Here is a 19,533-nt window from a genome sequence, read left to right as displayed (position 1 = left end):
GATCATTAAAAATCTTGAATATGTATTATTTCGTGGATGTGGTGTCTATTCAGCTTTCAACGCTTGAATAGGCTTTTTCCCTACAACAGAAAATACATTGGATAAGATGGAAAGCACTGCGATCAGCAGGATCAATAGCCCCCCAAGGAAAAAGGATAGTACTGGCATGTCTATGCTATAGGCATAGTTCTCCAGCCACTGACGTATGATGTAGTAGATCAAAACCCAACCTAATACAGTAGCAATCAATACAAATTGAAGAATTTCCTTAGAGAGTACGAAAATGACATTGAGGTTTGTAGAGCCCAACACTTTTCGCATCGCGATCTCCTTCGTTCTGGCGGCAATATCATTGTGCAGAATGCCATATATACCGAATACACCTAGAATGATGGAGATCAGTGCCAACACCAACATGACCTTCGCAAAGTATTTTTCAGAATCATATTGCATGCCGAAATGCTCATTGAGGAAGAAAAACTCCATTCCTTCACGGGTTGTGTAGACACTTTCCCAACTTTCAGTGACCGTATCTATCGCCCGCAAAGAGTTTGAATTGTATTTCACAGATACATATTGGTATTTACCGCTATTGATGTAATTGTAGATCACTGGGGTTTGTGCTTTTCGCATGGGGGTGGTGTGGTAGTCATCCATGATTCCCACGACTTTCAATTGTTGTCCATAACGCGTGATATTGGAATTGAGAGCTTCTTCCGGGTCCTTGAATCCAAGGAGATACATAGCGCTCTGGTTCATGACCACACTGGTGCTATCGGATAAACGGTCTTTCTCGAAACTGCGTCCGGCAAGAATGTTAATGTTGTAAGCACCTACAAAATCCGGATCGATCCACGATGAACCGATGGACATATCTGTCTCCGTATGATCGGAACTGTATAATTCATTCCAGGTCAGGTCAATGGTTGGGACGTCACTGGAAATACAGACACTTTCCACCTGAGGAGATCTTTCCAGCCGCTCCTTCAAAGTGATCAATCGCTGAACATGTGTGTCACCGGTTCGGTCCTCAATCGGTTCCCTTAGAATGATGGTGTTTTCAATGTCAGCACCTACCTCCATGTTCAACATGTAGCTGATTTGCTGGTACACAGTGTAAGACCCTAGCGAAAGCGCCAGAATTGCAACTAGTTGTGAAACGATCAAGACACCTTTCAATCTTCGGGTGAATTTGTTGGAAACAAATACATTTTTTGATCGAATGGTATTGATCGGATTGATTTTTGCCATCACGATGCCTGGTACCCCTGAGGATATCATGGCACTGGAGAGCAGAAACAGGATCATAGAGATCCAGATGATCGGATAATTGAAGATGTAGTAGGAGAGGTCCAACCCAACCAGCTCATTAAAAGAAGGAAGGATCATTTGTGTGACTAAAATCGCAGCTACAGTGGCCGCAAAGCTGACCAGGAGTGATTCGTAGAAGTAACTTTTTACCGCACTTATTTTACTAGAACCCATGATTTTTCGAATTGCTATATCCCTCGTGCCCAGGGTGTAGCGATGCATCGAAAGGTTGGTGAAATTGAACCACGAAATGATAATGGTCAACAGGCTAAGCATCAATAAAGAATCTACTGCCGCCTTACTGACCTTTCGACCTTCCAGGCTATAATTGAGATGTGCAGTTTCGAAATGAACTTTATCGAGTGGTTGCATCAAATAATAAAAATCAAGCTCAGGAATACTTTTGGCAAAAGCATTGATCTCATCCAAATGTTCCTTGTATCGTTTTTCAAATTCCCTCGGTTCTGTCCCCTCTCTCAGTCTCATGTAGCTATAGAAGCCGTGGACAGCCCAGTCCGTTCGTCCTTTCTCCTGATCGTATGCTGAGAAATAGGTGTTCAGATTAATGAACATGTCAAAGTTGAGGTGCGAGTTCTCGGGGACCTTACTTACAGCGGTTACCTTGCATAAGTATTCGGAGTTTAGGTTTTTGAACTTCAGTACACGACCAATCGGGTTTTTATTCTCAAAATATTTTTTAGCGTAAGCTTCAGAGATGACGATTGAGTTCGGCTCATCCAGGGGCTGTTTGTCATCGCCCTGTACGATAGGAAAGTTAAAGACATCAAAGAAGGATGGATCAACAAACGCGACAGTACGCTCCACAAAAGATTTGTTGTGAAACGTAACTACATTGTAACCTGCGTTGTTACCTGGAGTCCGTATGCGAACGGAGGCTTCCACCTCAGGAAAAGCTTTTTGAATTTCAGGAGCGATCGGGGCGCTCAATACCGCCATGCTTTCAAGGGCTTCATCACCTCTCATGGCCGTAACATACATCCGGTAAATACGGTCTGAGCCTTCGTGGAAGGTATCGTATGAGTATTCGAAAATGACGTAATTGAGGATCAGCAAAAAGGAAACCAGTCCAAGCAGGAGGCTACCAAAATTAAGTGAGATATTGATCCAATGTCTTCCTATTCTTCTGAATAATAGCTTCATGGTTCTTAATGATATAGGTTCTCAATAGCAGGTTTTTCGCTGGATGAATGTGAGACTAGCTTGATCTCTTTCAGCCAATTAACAACAGCATCAAATAATTTCAGCTGACTGATTACGGTAGCGAAGTTGTGATCAGTATGAGCAAAATACATCAAATTCAGGTTATTTGCCCCGTGTGCCACCATTTTTTTATACTGTTTAGAAAATTTTTTCTTAAATACCTCATAGCTGACACTTCCTTCGGAATATACGAGCAGCATGGGATGGGAATCCATCCCTACTAAAGTGGAATCGTCTCGTGAGGATGTGGTGTGTGATGGATGGCTTATTATGCTGCTTGAATCAGTGAATTTTTTCAGGATGTGGATCAGATGTTTTGGGCCCTTACGGAAGAGACCGACCCATTTTTTTAAACTGAAGATGTTTTGTTGATGGAGCCTTTTTTCCAACCTGTTTTTCGCATCATCATGGACCAACTTGATCTCTTCACGAGGAAGGAGAAAGGCATTGATCAAAATGGTACCCAATAGCATTGGGTGTTCACTCCTGGCCATGCGAAAAGCCACATCTCCACCTGAACATAAGCCTAACAGGATGAATTGCTTGATTCCGAATTGCTGCTTGATCTCCTCTAAAACAAAAGTGGTTTCATTGATTTGGTAATCCTCAAAAGTGAACTCATTGCTTTCCTGAATCCCATTGCCTACCCCTGAAAAATCAAACCTGAAAGACGGAAAACCTTCGTGCTTGAGTCTTTCGGCAAGTTTGGTGTAAATGCGGTTAGGTCCTACCATATTCACGATACCTGCATTCAGGAAGACTACCCCAAATTGACGCTTCTCGATCCACTCTGATCCGTTCACCAAACATTCGGTACCGGAGGGAAATTTGATTAATTGCAAGCTGTTCATGAGATAAGATTTTTAGACCATTGTATGATCGCTTCTATGTCTTTTTCGGGAACATAGCCCTTTTCAGTTGCTAGTTTATTCCAGAAAGGCAGACTTTCCGAAACGATAAAATTGACAACCTTTTCTACTTGAAGTGATCTATTATGTGGGGTGACGATAATGGTCTCTTTTTTACCAGGATGGCCTGATAATTGAAATTTAAAATCGTTAATGCTTTGCTTAAGATCAGCTGAAATCTGATAGCTGTTGTACTCCAATATTGATCCTTTCGGGTCATTTCCGGACGGATCAGCGAAGGATCCTTTCATGAAAATTTGCTGGTACTTATTAAGTGATTTTAGATATTCCTGGCCTTTGATGATGGGATGCCAATAGCATTGTTGGTCAACAAAAGGTGCGAGTTCTTCTTTCATGTTATTCATCAATGAAGCCCCCATGCGTAACCCAATCAAATGCACTTTATCAGACGAATACCGGGCTATGGTTTCTTTGATGACGTCTAGCAGGTTTTGTTGCCATTGAGTAAGGGTGAGCTTAAGTGCTTCTCCTTCGGAATTACCCATGCCCGAAAAATCGAATCGTACCACTGGATAATGGAGCATGGCCAATTGTTCACTCAGGGTGTCCATCGCCCGGGTGGCAACGATTTCTTCCTGAAATACGGGTGGGCAGATAATGACAGGGGTAAGCTGCTTTGAAGTAGTGGAATAGTGGGTCCCGAAAAGTTGATTGGCATCAGATGAGATCAGGAATCGTTCGGCTTTGATGGGTATGGCGGCTTCGGATTTTTCAGTTGCCAGGAAAGCCGACAGATTTGTCACCGAGGATTGCTCATAAAAGTCAGACAAGGTCAGTTGGACTTTTAATTTTTTCTTGATCCGAGCCAAAAGGACAACTGCCTTCAAAGAGTCACCTCCCAAATCGTTGAAATCCATCTCCGTGTCAAGTTGCTCGATTCCGAAAAAACTCTCATAAAGTCCGGTCAATTTTTCAATGAGTTCGACTTGGGAATATCCAGTAGACTCATGCGTTTCTGCTGCGCTTTCGTTGACTTCTTGGGTATTACTTGCTGCGATGAATCCAAGGAAGTCCATGGGACTAATGAGCGTTTGCGAGAATTGTCCGGAGAGCACTTCTTTGAACAAGGCGGCGCCTTGCTCCGGGCTGATTCCATCTATTACTTTCGCATTAATGGCTCGGGCATCTTTCAGGTCATTTTTCTTTTTTACTGCTTCGAAAGTCATGCCTACATCCAGCCAGTCACACCAGTTGAGTGTTTGTTCCGGGCCATTGATAGTTGCACAAGCATCGAGGTATTCATTCGCAGAATTATAGCCTATTTGACCAAATTTCTTTCCGTATATCTGGTTGCCTATGGAGGAGAAATTGATGAAGAAATCTAATGCTAAATGCGATGAGAGTGATTTAAGTACTAAATGACCATGTACTTTAGATTCAAGGATCTCATGAATACTGCCATTGGTCCTATTGGAAAGTATACCTCCGTAATCTGCCTTTCCCGCGGTGTGAATAATGCCATGAATGTCACCCCATGAACTGCAGATATCCGCAAAGGCTTCTTTCATAGAAGAGTGATCGGCAATATTGACGGCAAAAGACATTACCTCTCCTCCAAGCTCGTCAATGCTTCGGAGTACAGATACTTTTTGTTGGTCCTTTTCATTCAAAGGCAAGTCCCATTGTTCTCTGGGAGGAATAGAACTGGAAGAGAATAACGCAACTTTGGCCTGATAATTTTCGGCTAGAAATTTGGCGATTGTGCTTCCCATTCCGCCAAAACCTCCGGTAATGAGATAGACACCTTTTTGCCGGAAGGGGTCTTGCTTTGGTTGAATTTTTTCCGACTGATAAGCTTGTTCCCAGAAGGTATTGCCCCTTAACGCTACCATTTTCATGCCTGGCTGGTGGTCGCTTTGGAGGTAATCAACCAGATTTTGCATTCCTAAAGGTTGATATCTCTTCCAATCATCAAAACTGCATTCGATCAGACGGGAGCGAAGGCCTTCGTATTCGAACGGCGCCACTTTGACCGGGCCTGCTAGCGTGGCTTTCAAAGGAGTGACCTGTTCGTTGCCGAGGACAGAGAAAACACCATTGGTCAGCACATCAACAGATATGCCCTGATGCGAATACGGACCCAGTGCCCGCAGCAGATTCAATAACGAATAGTACCACTGGTTCAGCATTATCCCGGCATTTTCGACAGTGATCCGGGGATCACCCTTGGTGATACTTAAACCGTGAATGATATGTTGGGGTAGTAGGTTTTTCTCCTTTAGAGCAGTCAGCAATTGTTCACATTGAACCGCTTTATCAAAGTCAAGGGAATAAGCATCTTTTTTGACTCTGAAACGCTTTCCGGACTTTACTAGGGTCAAGTGCTTACAGTTTTCTCTAAGTGCTTTAATGAGTCTCTCAGGGATATTATCACCGATGACGAGTAGGTTTTTTTCCTTCAGTTTTTGATCCGGACTGAAATGTATGCGCTTCCAGTAGGGGATGTAGGTGAGCTCATCCGTAGATTCCCCTGTAAAGGGTTTACTGTGGGTTCCCGGTTCCAACCAATGTTTTTTGTGATCGAAAGCATAACCCGGAATCCTGATCCGGCGGGAATCCGAATGCATGGTTCTTGTCAAATCTATTGGAACACCTAATTCCCATATTTTCCCTAATCCTTCATACAATTGCTGCAAGGGTTCTGGTGATTTTGCATTAGGAGGAATAAGATTGACAATGGACTTATCAGGAAGTGTTTGATTGGAGAGATAGGAGAGGGCACTTCCGGGGCCCACTTCGATGAACACAGCTTCTTCCTGATCCAATAAACGAATACCGTCTAGAAAGCGTACAGGATGTTTAACATGACGTTTCCAGTAGTCGGCAGAGATATCCGATGAAGATACCCACTCTCCGGTCAGGTTAGAAACGAAGGGAATTTTCGGTGGTTGATAATCAAACTTCTTTATGGCAGATTCAAACGCATCCAACATACCCGCCATCATAGGTGAATGATAAGCATGTGAGGTTTTAAGGCGCCGGTGTTTGATCGACTTTTCGGCCAATTGTTCTTCGAGTAAGGCTACGGCGGGCGTGTCACCGGAAATGACGTAATTCGACTCACTGTTGATCGCCGCGATTTGCAAGCTTTCGGGGAGTGCTTCAAGGAACTTTCTTTCGCCATTGAGTGATACAGAAACCATTGATCCTCTTGGCATGCTTTGCATCAGCCGCGACCGGATCAGGACCAATTCCAGAGATGCTTCCAGGGAAAGTGTTTCTGAGAGACATGCCGCGGTAAATTCCCCAAGACTATGACCGATCATGGCATCAGGTACTACTCCCATATCAGCGAATACTTTTGCCAGGGCATACTCTACTGCAAAAACCAGGGGTTGTGCATATTGTGTCTCGTGGATTCGCTCATCTTCTTCCTGGGTTGAGAACAGTATCTCCTTAAAGTCAGTACCGGAAAGATTGTGCAGGATTTTCAGACAAATGTCTAAATGGGTTCGATAAACTAGGTTTTGATCATAAAGCTCCCGCGTCATGTGGGTGTACTGCGAACCTTGACCAGGAAATAGGAAATAGATTTTGGGGCGATCGTAGGCACGAACTGATGCCTCTGTATCTTTCAGTGCTTGATTAAGTGCCTCGAAGGTTTTGGCAACCACAGCAGTTCGGTATTGGAAATGAGCCTTTTGATGCCAGAGGCTCGAGGACAGGTCGCTAAGATTGGTTTCAGGAGTAAGGAAACTGGCCAGTTTTTCGGCATAGAATGTTGTTGCGGCTTCTGTTTTCCCACTAAAGGTGATCAGCGAATAACCTTCAGGAGTTGTAATAGGTGCTCCTACTGGTCTGGGTGCTTCTTCCAGTACCACATGTGCATTGGTACCACCGATGCCGAATGAGCTGACACCTGCTCTGAACGGATGTTGTTGTTTTTTCCGGGATTGCGCAGCCGTTGCGATGTAGAAAGGTGAGCCGTCCAGTTGTATCGCAGGGTTCAGTACATTGAAATTGATCTGAGGGCAAATCTCCCGGTGATGTAAGGTCAAAATCGCTTTGATAAATCCTGCCACTCCGGCAGCAGCATCCAGGTGACCCATGTTGGCTTTGACCGAACCTAATGCACAATGTGGTTGATCGGATTGAAATACATGCTTGAGCCCATCAATCTCGATCGGATCACCGAGTTTGGTTCCTGTTCCATGTGCTTCGATGTATGAGATGCTTTCAGGCGTTACTTCGGCCATGTCCAGGGCTTCTCGGATGACCTGCTGTTGCCCCAGAATACTAGGGGCCGTATAACCGATTTTCTCTGAGCCATCATTGTTCAAGGCAGAACCCTTAACCATACCATAGATCTGATCTCCGTCTTCCAATGCATCTTCCAGTCGTTTCAGGAGGACCATGCCGCAGCCGTTTCCATTGACAAATCCTGAGGCTTCCTGATCGAATACCCGGCAATGCCCCTCTTTTGATTTTACTCCCCCTTCGGTATAGACATGTCCATATTGCTGAGGTATGGCCACTTTCGATCCTCCGCCCAATGCCAAATCGCATTCCCCATTGAGCAGGGCCTGGCAGGCGTAATGTATGGCCACCAGCGAGCTGGAGCATGCAGTTTGCACCACGGAAGCTGGCCCTGTAAGATTGAACAAGTAAGAAATGCGGGTGGCCAGGAAGTTTACACTGTTACCAATTTCAACCTGGAAGTCTCCGATTTCATCCATCTTTTCCGGGTTAGTCAGGATGTTTTCCAGATGGTATTTATTGTTTCCACCACTAACGAATACGCCACAATTTTGAGCGGCATCCTTAGGTACATAACCACCATCTTCCATGGCGTTCCAGGATACTTCAAGCATCAATCGTTGCTGTGGGTCCATCATCATCGCATCACTATCCGGAATGCCAAAGAAAGCAGCATCGAAATGGCCCGGCTCATCGACTATGGCTTCTGCAGCTACGTAACCGGGATCGGCTTTTATTTTTGGGTCAACGCCGAAGGTTTTCAAGTCTTCATCAGAGAATTGGGTCACTAGCTCGTCACCGGCACGTATATGCTCCCAAAACTCCTGGATATTCCTCGACTTTGGGAATCGGCAAGCCATGCCGATTACGGCTATTTCCATTCCTGTTATTGTCATCTTATTGCTGTCTTTTCAGGCGTTTATTGCGTTGGTTTTTTCGGATTTCTGCACGGCTGGGTCCAGCGTCTTCTGATTTCACTTGCCCATTATTGCTTTTTGCCCGGATCATCGCATTTATGGAAGGGTATTTGAAGAAATCCGTTTTATCTATGGTCAGGTCCGTTTCTTTGTTGATGGCTGACGTCAGCTTGCCAAGCAACAAGGAGTGCCCTCCCATATCGAAGAAGTTGCTGCTCGGATCGATGAGGGCCTGATCCACGCTTAATATTTTGCTCCATGCATTTTTTAAAATGTTGACCATTTCTTGATCGATGGGACCCTTAATGGTTTCCTCGATTGGAGTGATAGGTAAACTGTGTTTGAGCAAGTACTGCAGGTCAATTTTTCCGTGTGTAGTGACGGGAAATTGATCAATCTTCCGAAAGGAAGTGGGGATCATATAGTGGGGTAAATGTTCTCCTAAGTAAATCGAGAGTGCTTCAATATTCAGTGACGAAATACTTGCTTCAGGTTGTACGATGGCCACCAAAGTGGCTTTTTGAGGAACAACAACACAATCCTTGATCTCAGAAAAATCCAGTAGCGATTGACGGATCTCCTCCAATTCAATTCGCACCCCATTGACTTTTACCTGATCGTCGGTTCTTCCGATGAAATGGATATTGCCCTGATCGTCCCATCTAGCCCGATCACCTGTTCGGTAAAGTGTTTTGCCGGAGAAAAGTGAACTGGTGAAGAATTTAGCCTCAGTCAGCTCAGGATATCCAAAATAACCAGAGGTTAGTCCTGGGCCACCGACGCAGAGCTCCCCAGAAATACCTGTAGGGACCAAAAGACCATTATCGTCAAGAAGGGTCGCTATTCCATTGGCCACAGGAACGCCGATGTTTGCTGTGGCTGTCGGATCAAGTGGTCCGCTCGTGCTCGCAATGCTATTTTCGGTAGGCCCGTATTCATTGAATAATGAAATGTCTGACTTCAGTCCCTTGATTTTTTCAAACAACTCCTGATCCGGTTTCTCACCTCCAAGAATAATGGTACGCACCGAAGAAAGGTCATAGGATTCCAGGTGATCTAGCATAAGTTTCAGTGTAGAAGGTACCGCCGATAGCCTGGAAATACGATGTTTGGCAATGATCTTTCCAAGATCAGCAAGGTTCATGTCCGATAGTTTATCGATGAGCACGAGTGAACCTCCCGTCAACAAGGTAGGAAAGGCTTCACTACCAAACGCATCAAAAGAAAGACTCATCAATTGAAGCGAAGATTCCTTAGGAACAATTTTATGCCGGTCTATTTTTGACCAGGTATAGTTGATCATTCCCTGATGAGGAATGGGTACGCCTTTAGGTAGTCCGGTTGTACCAGAGGTATAGATCATGTAGATCAGATCCTCTGGAGCGCCATCAAGCTTCGGATTGTGATCCGGGTAAGTGCTACAGTCTGCGAGCATCAGGCATTGACTTGATTTTATCTTGCCTTCATTTACATTGGTGAACAGTGTGGTGACACCACTGTCATCCAGGATAAACTGAATTCTTTTTTCCGGATAGGCAGGGTCAATGGGTACATAAGCTTTACCCGCTTTCATCACACCCAGCATGCCAACGATCATTTCCAGTCCTGGAGCCAGGAAGAGGCCAATGAATGTTTCATTCGATGCTTTATCCAGCAGACAATACGCCAACTGGTTAGCCATTCGGTTCAGTTCGACGAAGGTCATCTCCTGATCCCTATAAATCAAGGCTATGTCATCTGGCGATTGCAGCGCGTGTTGCTCAAAAACCTGATGTACACACTGATTAGGAGTAGCTAGTGACTTTCCAGTAGAGAATTGCCTCAATTTTTTGGCTTCCGCTTCACTTACCAATGGAAGCTCCCTTTGTAGTTGATTGGAACGTCTGAAACAAGTCTCGGCCAGTGCCAGAAACCGATTGATGTATTGATCAATGGTGGATGATTTGAACAGTCCAATATTATAATGGACGTTGCATTGATAGTTTTTATGTGGGTCTAGTTCAATGTGGAATTCCAGGTCCATTTTGATCCGGGATTTCGAAACGGCAAGCTCGTTAGTTTGTGTATCACGAAGCCGTAGTTGCTGCTTATTCTCCAGGAACGTAAAAGCTAGTTGATACAATGGATGATAGGACAGGTTGCGCTCCAGATCCAATTGTTCGGAAAGCTCAGAGGAGGAAACGTTGCGATGCGAATAAGCCTGAAAGAATTGCTGTCTTACGGAGGCTACATGTTCGTTAAAGGTATGCTGCTCATTGATCTCAATGCCCAGGGGCATGGATTCAACCAATAGATCGATGTTGTCCGTGGTGTCTTCGTCACGTGTACTTAGCGGAAAACCGATCACTAACTTTTTATCGCCACTCATTTTGGACATGAGCAATGACCAGACGGACAGCAATGCGATGAAAGGGGTGGTATTGTTTTGCCTCACATAGGTATTGATGAGATCTGTCAGCTTTTGGTCAAATGTCCGGGTAATTTTTTCTCCCAGATAGCTCAGCGACGCTGGGCGAGTAAAGTCAGTTGGCAGGTTATGAAGCTTTGGGAAGTGTTGTAAACGTTCTTTCCAGTAGTGAAGAGATTCTACAGAGGGTGCGGCTGATTGAGCCTTTTGCTCAGGAAGAGCCATTCTGCTGTTCTCACTGGTCCATGATTCATAACCAAGACTGATTTCCTTCAACATCAGATCTATGGCGTACCCATCACAGATGATGTGGTGCACAACCATCAGAAAGGCATATTGACCTTTAGCTAACTGAAACATTCTGAACCGGAAAAGGTTTTCCTGGCCTAACTCGAAGGGAATATCTGCTGTTTGTTGTAAGAAATTGGTCAGTTCTTCTGCTTCGGGAATTTGCTCTAAGATCAATTCAATAGTCGGAGCTGCTACTCGAACCAGCTTGACAGGAGAACCACCGACTTCCATGAAAATGGTCCTCAATGCCTCGTGCTGAATGATCATGTGTTGCAGAGAGGAACGAAACTTTTCTACATCCAGAGGTCCTTTGATCAGGAAGCCTCTTCGGAGGTTGTAGGCAATGTTCAGGTCGGGGTTGAGTTGGCTTTGAAACCAAATATTGGACTGGATATGACTAATGGGCCGTATCTCCAATCCCTTTTTTTGGAACAAGGCAGCCAGTTGATCTTGCTTGTTTACAATTGTCTGGTTTGCTTGCATAAGAGCAGTTTAGGTCTAAGCCAGTTGATTCAATAGATCGTCCAGATCTTCTTCATCGAGAGAAGCAACCAGATTACTCCTGATAGGTTGCTCTTCGTTTATAGAGGCTGAAGGAATCAATTCATATTGGTAGTAGTTAGCCAATTCCGTACTAGCCGCATTCAAATCAGGCTGAAAATCAATGTTTTTCCATACCTCGGCCAGCGTAGGATCGATATCCTCGTGATTCAATATGTTGGGATCGCCATCTCCGGCGATCATATTGCCAGTTGTGTAGGGATGTATCATCCGTTCCTCAAATTTCACGCCTAGGAATTTGCAAATGCGCTGCATCACTTCTTTTGGCTGTGTTACCAATTCTTCGAAGTGTACGTCCAATGATCGGGTTGGATCGATGTGTTCCATGAAATGGCGAATGTGCTGGTTATGGGAGTTCCAAATATGTTCCGCCGCTTTGATCGGTTGATTTCGGTACGCTTCATACAGTGTATAAATGCGATTCTTAAGGATCGAATCCATGGTCGAATAAGGATGACGGATCAAATGGATGTATTTGGCTCCTGAAAAACCATCCTCCATACGATCAAAAACATGGGGATCTTTGTAGTAATTCGGTGTTTTATCAATGAAAATCTTTTTGCCAGCTAGCCCACGTAAATGCTCGTAGACTTCAAAACAACTGGCATTTTGATCAACGTAGGCTTGAACCTGACGCTGGGCATCAGACTCTTTCATGCCTCCTAATGATTTTAGGATACCGCCAACGCCTCCGTGCTGAATAACATGTCCCGGAACTTTATTGGCCCATGCTTTCATGGTTTGCTGACCAAGCAACCATAATTCCGGTGGTGCGAATAGTTCCGAGTGCCCTGATAGCATCAATCGGAGTAGGGTAGATCCGGCCCTTGGAGCAGAACAAATAAAGACGGTGCCCGGAATCGGGTTGGCTTTGGTTGGCTTCCATGTTTTTGGCCCTGCTGCCACTTCCACTGAGTGACCATTGCTCGCTACGACAGGCTTTAATCCATGGAATAATTCAAATTCATGTGCGATATAAGCTGCCAATTGTTTGATCTGAGGCCTTTTCGAGACTTCATAAGCATATAGGGGCAGTTCTAATTCCTTTTTGAAATGGAAGTATAAGTGGTTCGAAACCTCGGCTAATTGTGCCGATGGTATGTCCTCCTGTTCTGAAATATTACGTTGCAGCAGCTGACTGATTTCTTGTGTCAAATGTGCAGTTAAGACCTTGGTGCGTTTTAGTGTATTAAGTTCCCACAGGTCAACTTTCAACGGATTGGCCAGTGAGGTGGATTGTGCTCGTTCTCTTATCAATGCGGCGATCTTCTCAGGTGTCGGATAGTCGAAAATCTCATTTAAACTCAGCTCCAGGCTCGGGAACCTGCTTTTCATTTTATTGATGAACATGACCCCCGATAGGGAATGACCACCTAATTGGAAAAAATTGTCTTGTGTGGAGAGATTGGACCTTTCGAAAATTCGTTCCCAAACCCGTACTATAGCGGTTTCCAGGTTTTCATCGTTTGTCCATTCTGTACCTTCTTCCTTTGAAGTGACCTCATGGATATTTTCCTGTTTCAAGTTGCTGTCATTGGCAATGACCTCCGGTTTTCGAGTGAGTACTGCCACCTGGGGTAGGTCCCATTGTAAGACTAGCTCGAGCGCTTTTATACCCTGATCAGTATCAATGGCAAAGGTTTTGTTCTTTGAACGTAAAGCCTCTATTGCTTCGCCTAGTCCGGTTCCTGCCCCCATGCCCTCAATTGCCCACATGTCCCAATTGATTGACACATATTTCGTTTGCTCGTTGCCAAGCGATTGAGCCAATTGGTCCAGGGAGCTATTGGCCGAGGCGTAATCCGTTAGTCCGAAGAAGCCAAACAAAGCAGTGCTTGAAGAGGACATCATAAAGAAGTCCAATTTGTAATTCATGAAGGCTTCAATCAGGTATGCTGTTCCGTCAACCTTAGCCTCAAAAGCCGCTTCTTCGCCCTTGCGGTCATTAAAGCTGATCATACCGCCTCCTTGTATACCGGCCAAATGAAGGATGCCTCGAATGTTTTGGTACTCAGCATTTATCATACTAGCCCATGTATTGACTTGAGCCTGATCTGCAAGATGAAGCGAATGATAGACCAGTGTTCCTCCTTTTTGGGCTGCCAGAGATTGTAGTTGCTGATATTTTTCGTTTTCAGTGATCAATGCTACCGAAGTTCTACCCACAAGTACTAAAGCTATGCCCGGGTATTGCTCTAATAAATAGGTGCTGATTGCATGACCCAATCCACCCATACCTCCGGTCAGGATATAAGTGCCTGATGTGTCAAATGAGCTAATCGAGGTATCACTTGAATGTGGAATCGGAGCTAAATATTCTTCAAACAACGTTCCATGCCGTTGTGCTAAAACAGGTGAATGAGCTGCTGATGTGAGCGCTACTAATTCATCAAAGGGTGGCCCTTCATCCAGGTCGATCAATTGACAGCTGACATTCGAAAATTCATTGGGAATTGTTCGTGCAGGGCCAAGCAGGAGTGACTTTTCATGCAGGACCATATCTTTTCTGTGAACCCGGAACAATTGAGAGGTACCGATCAGTAAATTCCACGATTTACCAGATTTCAATTGATTGACCGCATTTACCAGATCAATGATGGCCGAGTAAGCCAGTGTCCGGCTCGAATGAAACTTTTCGTTTCCAAAACACCAGAAGTATAAGACACGGTCGGGTGCAATTCCTTTTTCCTTTAACAGCTTAAAGACCGGTTCTAATCCATTCGGATTGACGGTTAAATGATTGTCTTTACCTTCAAATGAATCTCCTATACTCACAGAAATCACTGTCTGGCCTTGCTGATGTAGCGATGTGATCAAGGATTCCGTGTAGGCTTCTCCATTGGTGAAGATCAACCAGGTCTGAGTTGTTGCAAGTGTATTTGAAGGAGCTTTAGCTGGATTTATCAGTGGCTTCCACGAAGGGGAATAAAACCAGTTTTCAAAAGCTTCTTTATCTGATGATGCTATTTGCTCAGGTGATGATCGTATATCGGAGGCCTCTTTGGAGTAATCCAACCAGAAGCTTTGTCGTTCGAAAGGGTAGTGAGGCAATGCAATTTTCCTTCCCGGTTTCAAGGCGTGATATTGAGACCATGCTATGTCAATGCCATGTTGCCATAGGTTCCCCAGAAGGATGAGTAAGCTTTGATAGGCATCTTCAGATTGTGAAGAGATCACTGGATAACTGTCAATGGCCGATTCATCGAATAGATACTTCAATACAGGTGAATACTTGTCACCGGGACCACATTCCACAAATACAGCTTTCTCAGGGTCGACCTTTGAAATTGCCTCTGCAAAAAGTACAGGCGCCCGCATCTTACATGACCAATAGGCTGGCTGCATGATCTCGTCAGTCACTTCCTGTCCGGTTACCGTAGAAATCAAAGGAATAACAGGTGCTTTAAAATCAATGTCCTGATACAGCGCCTCGACTTCTGACAAGATTGGATCAACTTCCATTGAGTGAAAGGCAAATGAAGCCTCTACCGGAAGGTAGTCAATGCCTTCTGCTTTAAGGCTGTCACAAAATGCTTCACACTTTTCAATCGATCCGGCAACAACCTGCGCATTGGATAAGTAATTGCCACTATGGTCCAGTTCATGTTGTGCAATTAGCGGCTGGATCCTTGCTTTCTCTGCAATGACCGTCACCATTTTGCCAGGAGGGAGGGTAGCGATGACATCACTTTGTCGGATCACTACATCGATCATTTCTTCGAAAGTAAAAACACCAGCCAGGCAAGCTGCTGTGTACTCTCCATTACTGATCCCTACAATTTTTGAAGGTTTGATGCCCCAATGCAGTAGCAGTCTGCCATAAGCGTAATTCAATATGATGGTCAGGATGTTGCTTTTGAACTCAGTGTCCAGATCGTCTTTTACATTAGCATCAAAGAAGAATGTTTGAAAATCCTGATCGTGCTTTTCCAGCGCATACTGAAAGAAATGGTCAAGGACTTCCTTGAAGACTGGCTCATATTGATAAAGGTTGACGAACTTTTTGAGATCATAGGTATCTCCATATCCAGTGAAGATCCAGACAGCTTCAGTTTTGTCCGTCCTGGCTTTTGAAAAGGGAGATTTATCGATTTGTCTGTCATTGCCACTTTGAATCATTGCCGATTGGCGGGACGCTTGTTGCGACTTTCCAGTATTCAAACTGAAGCTCAAATCCGAGGCTGATAGCTCATGATTTTGTTCCCATAATTGGTTGAGGTCTTGTTCAAATTGTTGCAGCGCTTGTTCTGTTTTTCCTGACCAGGTGATCAACTGAACAGGCGAAGCCTTTTGCACAGAATCGTTGGTATACACTGGAGCTTCTTCGACAATGGCGTAGGCATTTGAACCTCCGATCCCAAAACTGTTCATGCCACAGATAATCGGGTCAACGCGAGTTGATAAATCGATGGCTTCATGATTGATGTTGAAATTAGGATCCACCATGCGTTGATTCACTTTGGTGAATTTTTCATGATTGATCAGTGGTGGAATTTTGCGGTTCTTACAAATCAAGCAAGACTTGATCAATGCGGCCATTCCGGAAGCACTTAATAAATGCCCTATGTTCGGTTTGATGGACCCCAGCCACGGTTGATTTTGTTCATTGGTATTTTCAAAAACTTTAGATAAAGCCTTGAGTTCCATACGGTCAGCTAATGGAGTAGCCAGTCCGTTGGCCTCCAGGTAGGTGATTTTTTCTGTGCCGACTCCTGATTGTGACAAGGTTTTAGTAATGGCCAGGTATTGTCCTTCAACCGTAGCTCCGTGATAGCCAAGTTTGGCACTGGATTTTCCGTCATTGTTGACCGTCACACCTTTCAACAGTGCATAAATCTGATTTCGATCCTTGATGGCTTCTTCGAGCTCTTTCAAAACGACCACCGCCACTCCACTTCCCGAAACACACCCATCTCCACTTTTGTCAAAAGATCGGGTTTTTCCTGTAATGGACCATAAGCCACCTTCCGGAGCAAAATATCCTTCCTGAGGAACGATCACATTTGCCGCGCCGACCATGGCCGTTTTACAGTCGCCATGCTGGATTGCCCGGCTGGCAAAATACAGCGCCGAAAAAGCAGTGGTGCACCAGGATTGTACAGAGATACTTGGTCCCGTAAGGTTCAGACGGTAGGCCAGGTTAGTGGCCAGGTGATCCGTCTCACACTGGTAGAGATAGGGGACATTGTCTTCGGCTTTTGATCTTTCAGAAACCATCGGGCCCAGGTTTCGAATAAGGTAATTAGAGACATAGGCCCCGGCAAATACGCCAACTTCATGACTTTTAGTGCCAACAGGCAATCCAGCATCTTCCAATGCTTCATAACCACATTCCAGTAACAGCCGCTGTTGTGGATCAAGCAATGCCGCGTCTTTTGGGGAGTAGTTGAAAAAATTGTGATCGAATTGATCAATGTCTTTCAGTCGGGCTGAAGCTCTCACAAATTGCTCACTTTCATAGCCTCGTGGGTGAATCCCAAAGTCTTTTAATTGGGCTTCATCGTATCGTTCAACGCTCTCCTTACCAGACATCAGGTTGCGCCAGAATTGGACTACCGTATTGGCGCCCGGAAACCTGAGTGAAATGCCAACTATTGCAATTTGTTTTTGCTCCATGGATTAGTATTGAAAATATCAGTGTGTCGGTTCAGTGACCACTGAATCATAGAGTGCTTCTGTAATCTTTACCCTCTGAAAGGCTGCTTCTAAGTCCTGATTTTCTTGTTCTTTTCTCTTCAACAACAGTACGAAGTGCCTCAATTGATTGACGTAATAGTTTTCCGGGGCATAGATGTGCTTCCTGCTTACCTCTTTGGAAGTAAAGTTGAGTCGCACTTTATTCGCACCGAAAGTGGGTCTCCAGAAGTTCTGAACAGTGATGGTGGTGTCTTCAAACTGAAGCTTATGTATCGCCTTGTAAGGTTGGTCATAGGCACAGGTTATCCTGGCGTATCGACCGTTTTCGAATTCAAGCTCGCACCGAAAATTCATATCCACACCCGCTTTGAAATCTGCCTCCACTTGTTGATTAGAGAAATCCAGGCCAAAGCATAGCTGCACTAATTGAAGCCAGACATTGCCTTCCTCTCGAAATACACCACCGCCCAGGCTTTTATGGGTTCGATAAGTGTGATCCTCTTCCGGTAAAATGTATTGTGAGGTCGTTTCTAATGAAAGCAATTCACCGTACGGCTTCTTGTTCAGTATTTCCATCAGGTCCGTTTGCCACGAATGAAATTGACTCATCATTGCTTCCATCACTACGACTGAATGCTCATTCAGTGCCGCCTGGATTTGTGCCGTTTCAACCGAAGATAAGCAAATGGGTTTCTCCACAAGCACATGCTTTTCGGCCTGGATGGCTTTGATCACCCATTCTGCATGTAATGATGGAACCAAAGGGACATAAACTGCCTGGATATCCGGGTGTTTAATGATTTGGTCATAGTCTCCGAAACATTCAGGGATGTCTTGAGATTCAGCATAAGCAGCTGCCCGATTGAGGTCACGTGAAGCGATAGCCAATACATTGACTTCCGGTACTTCTTCTGATGCACCGATCAAAGACCTTCTGGTGAGGTCCGAGGTGCCTAAAATCCCAAAATTGATCATATGACTACCTGTGTCAACAAGTCGATTACTTCTTGCGTGTTGGACTTCACCTCCGTTAAGTTGTGGTGCATTTGCTCGAGCAATCCTGGGTCAAATCCAGAAGCCTTCCATTCAGGAAAAGACATGCCCAGCCCGAGAGAACGCCATAATTCTGCATTGTCGGTTTCGTATTTGCCATAGTTTTCCAGATAGATCAAGGGTGTGGCTGAATGTAATGAATCCATGATCGTAGCTCCACCTGGTTTGCTGATGATCGCTTGTGAGAGTTGAACAATGCGATAGATAGGCGAACAGCCATTGAATTCGTATTCCACAGTTGGTTCGCTGCCTGGTGATTTCACGATCATAGGAGGGAAGGTATGGTTACCATGCTCATCTCTATTCCACGCATTCCACCCAGGTTGCTGTTGAAAATAGCTGATGGATACATTGGAAAGCATGTCTGACGGTTCGTAAGCAACCATGTTTAGATGATAGTGATCCGCAATGGAAGATTGTAAGGTATTTTGGTAAGTACCAATACCCCAGCCCCCACCATGTATAAGCACTTCTGATTTCCTTTCTGTAAAAGGGATGATCTCTTGAGGAATTCCAATGGAGTGCGTGACCTCCATTGCTTCCAGGTTGAACAACCAATTGTGTTGATAGTCAGGACTGAGTTGCTTATGGAGCTTCCAGGAAGCGGAATAGCTGGCATCCATGTGAATGACCTGAACATCAATTTCTACCTGATGGGAATAGGCCCCAACAAACTCATCAATGATTGATATCCAGAAACCGGAAAATACAATCAGATGAATGGTGTCGAAAGCTTGCCACGTCTCGAAGAGTTGTTGAAGCTTGGTCTCATCGTAGCTGCTTTTGATGTCAGAAGACACTTTTTGTGCCATTTTAGCAAATGCGAAACTTTGATGGATTTGCTTTTTCAACTCGATGAGTTTTCCCTGTGCTCCTTGTTGAAAATAGGTCTCAAGCACGTACGTATCAACTTTTAATCCTTTTGAGGTCATTTGTTTTTCCAACATAACAGCTGGTACATACGTGCCCAGGGTAACACCTGAAGAGAGCAGACAATAGTGTTCCATAT

General features: G+C 44.7%; 7 protein-coding genes. All 7 read right to left on the bottom strand.

Annotated elements, in window-relative coordinates:
* Positions 1-45: 45 nt before the first annotated feature.
* From R8G66_03035 to R8G66_03005, 7 genes are read right to left on the bottom strand one after another with little or no spacing between them, the layout of a single operon-like run.
* Positions 46-2,472: an ABC transporter permease gene (locus R8G66_03035; protein MDW3191303.1), complete on the bottom strand. Its 2,427-nt coding sequence runs from the start codon at positions 2,470-2,472 to the stop codon at positions 46-48.
* Between the two features lie 5 nt (positions 2,473-2,477).
* Positions 2,478-3,383 carry an alpha/beta fold hydrolase gene (locus R8G66_03030; protein ID MDW3191302.1) on the bottom strand — a complete coding sequence of 302 codons (906 nt, stop codon included), beginning with the start codon at positions 3,381-3,383 and terminating at the stop codon, positions 2,478-2,480.
* Positions 3,380-8,554, bottom strand: coding sequence for a beta-ketoacyl synthase N-terminal-like domain-containing protein (locus tag R8G66_03025; protein ID MDW3191301.1), 5,175 nt, complete (start codon positions 8,552-8,554; stop codon positions 3,380-3,382). The genes R8G66_03030 and R8G66_03025 overlap by 4 nt, the downstream gene beginning before the upstream one ends.
* Position 8,555: 1 nt before the next feature.
* Positions 8,556-11,756 carry an amino acid adenylation domain-containing protein gene (locus R8G66_03020; GenBank protein MDW3191300.1) on the bottom strand — a complete coding sequence of 1,067 codons (3,201 nt, stop codon included), beginning with the start codon at positions 11,754-11,756 and terminating at the stop codon, positions 8,556-8,558.
* A gap of 15 nt (positions 11,757-11,771) precedes the next feature.
* The gene (locus R8G66_03015) at positions 11,772-17,450 is read right to left on the bottom strand and encodes an SDR family NAD(P)-dependent oxidoreductase (protein MDW3191299.1); all 5,679 of its coding nucleotides are present in this window, start codon (positions 17,448-17,450) and stop codon (positions 11,772-11,774) included.
* Positions 17,451-17,468: 18 nt separating this feature from the next.
* The gene (locus tag R8G66_03010; GenBank protein MDW3191298.1) at positions 17,469-18,446 is read right to left on the bottom strand and encodes a Gfo/Idh/MocA family oxidoreductase; all 978 of its coding nucleotides are present in this window, start codon (positions 18,444-18,446) and stop codon (positions 17,469-17,471) included.
* The gene (locus R8G66_03005; GenBank protein ID MDW3191297.1) at positions 18,443-19,531 is read right to left on the bottom strand and encodes a hypothetical protein; all 1,089 of its coding nucleotides are present in this window, start codon (positions 19,529-19,531) and stop codon (positions 18,443-18,445) included. Before R8G66_03005 ends, R8G66_03010 begins: the two co-directional genes overlap by 4 nt.
* Positions 19,532-19,533: the final 2 nt, after the last annotated feature.

This window comes from Cytophagales bacterium (assembly GCA_033344775.1).
Classification (GTDB): domain Bacteria; phylum Bacteroidota; class Bacteroidia; order Cytophagales; family Cyclobacteriaceae; genus JAWPMT01.
Note: the sequence above shows the minus strand (reverse complement) of the source record. Positions and strands in the feature narration are given on the sequence as shown.